The organism is Arsenicibacter rosenii (genome assembly GCF_001870735.1).
GTDB lineage: Bacteria > Bacteroidota > Bacteroidia > Cytophagales > Spirosomataceae > Arsenicibacter > Arsenicibacter rosenii.
Map to the genome: position 1 here is coordinate 1 of NZ_MORL01000061.1, position 4,927 is coordinate 4,927.

Here is a 4,927-nt window from a genome sequence, read left to right on the forward strand (position 1 = left end):
AGTCGGCAGACCATACCGAATTCTCGGCCCATCCCTGTCCGCATCCGTTGTCAGGAGAAAAGGCGCAAACCGACCATTTTTTTACCCATTCTACCGTCAGCACCTTCCGGGTCGAACGGCAGGGCATTACGCTGACCGGCTCGCAAACCGGAAAGAACGAACAAATTAATAATCACCAGCCCGAAGCCGGCAACCGGCATCTGATCAATACCGTCATTGCCGAAGCCGGTTGGCTGTTTTATCAGTCGATTCAATGGAACACGCTCTGTGAATACTGGGTAAAAGGATAAAAAAAGGCAGAAAGCGCCGCGCCTTCTGCCTGATTAGTCACTTTATACTGAGTTGCTTACTGAACATTAATTGTCCGGATAGGCTCCACAAATTTCGGGGTTGCCAGTTTCACTTCTTTTACGGTTACCTCCTTACCGTTCGATACCTCAACTGTGTAGGTACCATCGTTGAGCTGGCTCAGGTTGAATTTTGTCCAGGTACGTTCTTCCTTACCGTTCAATGACTGGGTCGCAAGCACTTTACCGGCTTCATCCTTGATACTTACCTTTACGGTGCTGCCAGCCTGTTTTTCGACCATCACGTTTATGGTTGATGTGTTTTTCGACACATACATGCCTACATTGTAGGTGGCCGGCGCTGTTTCTTTTGTTTTCAGGTTGTCATCTGCTTTAGCGGCCTGGAATGTAGTTAAGGTAGCAGCAATGGCTAATACGAAGATGTTGTTTAACGCTTTCATGAGAATGTTCTGTTTAGTAATTGTTGTCTGTTTTTGTTGTCAACCGGCCTTCTGTGCCTGATTGTTGATTCAAAGATACAGGCTAAAACCAGTACCTTGCATTGCAAACTACTTAAGCGGTTGTGGAGATATATGAATGGAAACTTTCAGGGACGACTGAGCAAGCGGGCCATATAGCAAAAAAGCCTGGCTCAACGTGGCCGGGCTTTTGTCGATTTCTCTTTTCTCGTTTATGTAGAAATAACCATCTACTGCTTTCAGGCTTTTCAGTGACTCACCGAACGCCCTGCTATCTTACTGCCTTGAGCGCCTTTTGGCAAGCCCCGGCCTTTTTTGCCTGTTTTTCGATAGCAATTTCGGCTAACCGACGCACTATTCAACTACCCATATGGGTAGTTTTTGCCGGTCCAATGGGGTAGTGAGCTGTTTTTTTCTGATTTTTTCAGATGAAACAGGCATGAAATAACATTACCTGTTTCCGCTTCTTTTAATTAACCTGGTATAACTATTTGATCACTTACCTTCGCATATAGTTAGCAGCAGCCTGAAAATTGTCGACACATTCAGCATCTCAATCGGCACCTGTATGTGATAATACCTCTGTTTACGTTATCAAAACGTAATTTCCGTTATGCTAAAGCGCCTGAAGTATGCGATTAACCGGCCGATTTACCACGTTCTTACATGTCATTGGCTGGGCCAGTTTTCTTTTTTTGCCTTATTTCTTTTTCCCTTCAGGCAACTTTCGGGATCATGGCTTCAGGCACATGCTTGTCACGAAGTTGATTAGTGATGTTCTGGTTATAGTCGTTTTTTACCTGAATCTGCACCGTTTTGCCCCAAACCTGCTTTTGAAAGGCAAAGTCAAACCATTTTTTCTGGCATTGCTGGGGTTATTCATAGCGGCAGAGCTGGTAAACGCACTGATTTATTTCGGGGTAGTAGAGCCTTTACTGAAGCAGCCTTTTTTTCCGAAACCGAGCTTTCGGGACCGCCCACCCGGACCGCCCCGCTTGTTTCGCATACCCGTCCCGAGTGCCTTCGGAATGAGCATTTCCTTTGCCTTTGTGATTCTGCTGAGCACGCTGATTGCGCTGATTCAGGAACGGACCCGCATCCGGGAAGAGCAGCAACAGGCTGTCATTGAAAAGGTCAAGGCGGAACTCACGATGCTGAAACTGCAGATAAGTCCGCACTTTTTATTCAATACCCTGAATAACATCAGCTGGCTGGCCCGAAAACGATCTGAAAAAACCGAAGAAGCGGTTATTCAGCTTTCTCAGTTATTGCGGTATATCATTTATCAACCCGAAAGCGGCCCCGTATTACTGAGTCAGGAAATTGAACACTTGCAGCACTACATCAATCTGCAGAAAATGCGTTTGCCCGCCAATGCCTCGGTGAGCTTTACCTGCCAGGGAGACATCAACTACCAGACCATTGAACCGCTCCTGTTCATCCCGTTTGTAGAAAATGCCTTCAAACACGGTATTCATCACCGAAATGAAAGTCCGGTGACCATAACGCTGCTGGCCGGGAAAGACCGCATTCTCTTTACATGCACGAATACCATAAACCGGCACCAGGAACCGGATTTACAAAATCCCGGCATCGGCATTCAGAATACAAAAAGACGCTTATCCCTGCATTACCCTAACCGTCATACGTTATCCATCGATGAGCAGGAGCATACATTTACCATACAACTTGACTTACAACTGAAATCATGACCCAACTCCGCTGCATTGCGATTGATGATGAGCCGTTTGCGCTGGAAATCATTGCCGATAATATTAAACAAATCCCTTTTCTGGAATTAACCGCCACCTATTCGGACCCGCTCGAAGCCATGAACGTGCTGAAGCGCGGTCAGGTCGATTTGCTGTTTCTGGATATTCAGATGCCAACCATTACCGGTTTACAGTTCCTGCGCACGATGCCTGACAAACCGCTGACGATCATAACAACTGCCTACCAGCAATACGCTCTGGACGGATTTGATCTCGACGTGGTTGATTATCTGCTCAAGCCGATTCCGTTTGATCGCTTCCAGAAGGCTGTAGCCAAGGCACAGGAGCTTTTTGTCCTGAAAAAACTCAGTGATCATCTGCTTGCAGAACCCAAACCCGACATTGAACGTCTGGATTCATTTGTCATTTATTCGGAGTATAAACAGATCCGGATTGAGCTGGATGATGTACTATATGTTGAAGGCATGAAAGATTACGTCAAAATATTCCTGCAATCGCAGCCACGACCGGTCTTAACGCGCCTGAATCTGAAAAATATTCAAAAGCGTCTGCCAGAACATTTGTTTTGCAGAGTACATCAGTCGTTTATTGTTTCCGTGAAAAAAATTACTGCCTATCAACGTACGCGGTTATTTATCCGGAAGCAGGAAATACCGGTTGGCGGACGGTTTGTTTACGAGTTCGAACGGATTATGGCAGCCAGGATTCTGGTATAATCGGATGAACGAACCATGACGCATGTTTACTGAGCACACTTATCCATCGGATCAGGCAGTAGCCGGGCTGCTGCCTTTTTGTTTTCCTGCCCTTCTCTTCTCCGGTTTTAAATCAGCAGCTTACCCAAACCGGTAGGACCTCCCCTTTTCGCCTTTTTCTGAATTTTCCTTGAATTCTCTATAGAGAAATGGGTAATTTTATGGATTCTCCTTGTTTTTTCATGGGATTTGATTCATCCGAAAATATTATGCACTGCTGATAGCTCTTTATCAGCATGTAAAAGCGCTTTAAAATTTTGTTTTCTAGGTAATATGGAATGGCCGGTGATAGTATTGCCGGTTTATTTTTTTACCATTTACGGTAATTTTTTCCAGTTTTTAAACGTCATTTTCTTCCGCTTGCGCTCATGAACATTAAGGTAAGTTCTACATGAGATAATTCCCGCCAAACAATCCATTCATTATCAGCGCATTGCCACTTAAATTTAAATTTCAGCTCGTAAAAAGGCTAAACCCCAAAAATCATGGCTTGATTATTGCTACCTTTTCTTTGTAGTATACATAATTGTGCATTACAAAGGCCCGGCCGTATTTGAGCCGGGCCTTTTGTTTTTACGGTCTTTACATTGCTTCACCAGAAACACCTCCTGCTTATACACGCGTATGGAAGGTATTTTCTACACAAAAACCTGACAAACAACTACTTATTAAGCAAAATCTGTTTACGGTACCGGGCAGGCGGTACGCCAAAACGGCGTTTAAACAGCCTGGAGAAGTAATATATATCAGAAATACCAACCTGTTCGGCAATATCCTGCAGCGATAAATCAGTGGTCGTCATCAGCAGTTGCGCCCGTTCCATCCGCTTGTTAATAATATAATCAATCGGCCGGACACCAAGGACCGCCAGAAACTGCCGGGAAAAATAATCAACATGCATACCCAGTAAACCTGCCAGTTCACCGACGGTAAGTTTCTCCTGCAAATGAGCATGAATGAAGGCCAGTACTGTCCTGTACTGATTAACCGTTTGTGATATTCCGGCTGTGTGCTGCTGATCCGGTAGCATAAACCGGCTTAGTAACTGGGTGAGTATAGCCTGTGTCTCGATTAGCCGGGCATCAGGCTTTGTTGAAAATGGCTGGTTGAAACTAAGAAGGTTTGCGCGGTTATCGTATACCTTCGGATCAATGTTCTGCAAAGACGCTTCCGGATTAATATCGAGCAACCGGCGGAATAAATGCGGATCAACAGGCCGGGCCGGTGTTTCATAACAAAAAGTCAGCTGATTGAAAACAGACTGGCCGGTGTCTGTGTCTTCCAGAAAAGTCAGATAATACTGCTCCATTTCGGTTTCACAACCATACCGGCTTAACGTAAAGCTCGGAATCAGATAAAGAAAGCCGGGCTTCAGCTGAAATTTCTGATGCTGATGAATGACCCAGGCGTCCCCGTCCGTAATCAGATAAAGGCGCGCAAACGGGCTGATTACTCCGTCGAAATTCCAGTTTGTTCCTACCCGGATATGGCCTGCATGCAGTAAACTCAGCTTTAGTTGTTGTCCGGCTTCCATATAGTCAGCAATTTAAGGTGTCAAAACAAGGCGGCTACCTCCTGCATAAAGGGTCTACATCCGGAACTTTACTTTTTGCTCGCTGACCATTAATGTCGGAAATATACAAATTACGCACGCTTTTCTGCATTGTAATCAT

At 45.2% G+C, this 4,927-nt stretch carries 4 protein-coding genes and 1 pseudogene; 3 read left to right on the forward strand and 2 right to left on the reverse strand.

The annotated features are described in order from the left end of the window. A pseudogene (locus tag BLX24_RS32980) lies at nucleotides 1-290 on the forward strand (hypothetical protein); the annotation flags it as partial. Nucleotides 291-346: 56 nt separating this feature from the next. Here BLX24_RS32980 and BLX24_RS29410 read toward each other — a convergent pair. Continuing rightward, entirely contained in the window at nucleotides 347-748 is a 402-nt protein-coding gene (locus BLX24_RS29410; RefSeq protein ID WP_071506792.1) for a T9SS type A sorting domain-containing protein, read from the reverse strand. Nucleotides 749-1,515: 767 nt separating this feature from the next. On the opposite strand from BLX24_RS29410, the gene BLX24_RS29415 reads away from it, so the two are divergent. Beyond that, nucleotides 1,516-2,478 (forward strand): sensor histidine kinase, encoded by a 963-nt coding sequence (locus tag BLX24_RS29415; protein ID WP_177225962.1) that lies wholly within the window; start codon nucleotides 1,516-1,518, stop codon nucleotides 2,476-2,478. Beyond that, nucleotides 2,475-3,215 (forward strand): LytR/AlgR family response regulator transcription factor, encoded by a 741-nt coding sequence (locus BLX24_RS29420; RefSeq protein WP_071506794.1) that lies wholly within the window; start codon nucleotides 2,475-2,477, stop codon nucleotides 3,213-3,215. The genes BLX24_RS29415 and BLX24_RS29420 overlap by 4 nt, the downstream gene beginning before the upstream one ends. Nucleotides 3,216-3,915: 700 nt before the next feature. Here the strand turns inward: BLX24_RS29420 and BLX24_RS29425 are convergent. Further along, nucleotides 3,916-4,788, reverse strand: a complete 873-nt coding sequence (locus tag BLX24_RS29425) for a helix-turn-helix domain-containing protein (protein ID WP_071506795.1) — start codon at nucleotides 4,786-4,788, stop codon at nucleotides 3,916-3,918. Nucleotides 4,789-4,927: the final 139 nt, after the last annotated feature.

What these genes read in the sequence shown, in the direction of transcription:
- BLX24_RS29410 (WP_071506792.1), bottom strand. Translation starts at nt 748, where the DNA reads ATGAAAGCGTTAAACAACATCTTCGTATTAGCCATTGCTGCTACCTTA.
- BLX24_RS29415 (WP_177225962.1), top strand. Translation starts at nt 1,516, where the DNA reads ATGCTTGTCACGAAGTTGATTAGTGATGTTCTGGTTATAGTCGTTTTT.
- BLX24_RS29420 (WP_071506794.1), top strand. Translation starts at nt 2,475, where the DNA reads ATGACCCAACTCCGCTGCATTGCGATTGATGATGAGCCGTTTGCGCTG.
- BLX24_RS29425 (WP_071506795.1), bottom strand. Translation starts at nt 4,788, where the DNA reads ATGGAAGCCGGACAACAACTAAAGCTGAGTTTACTGCATGCAGGCCAT.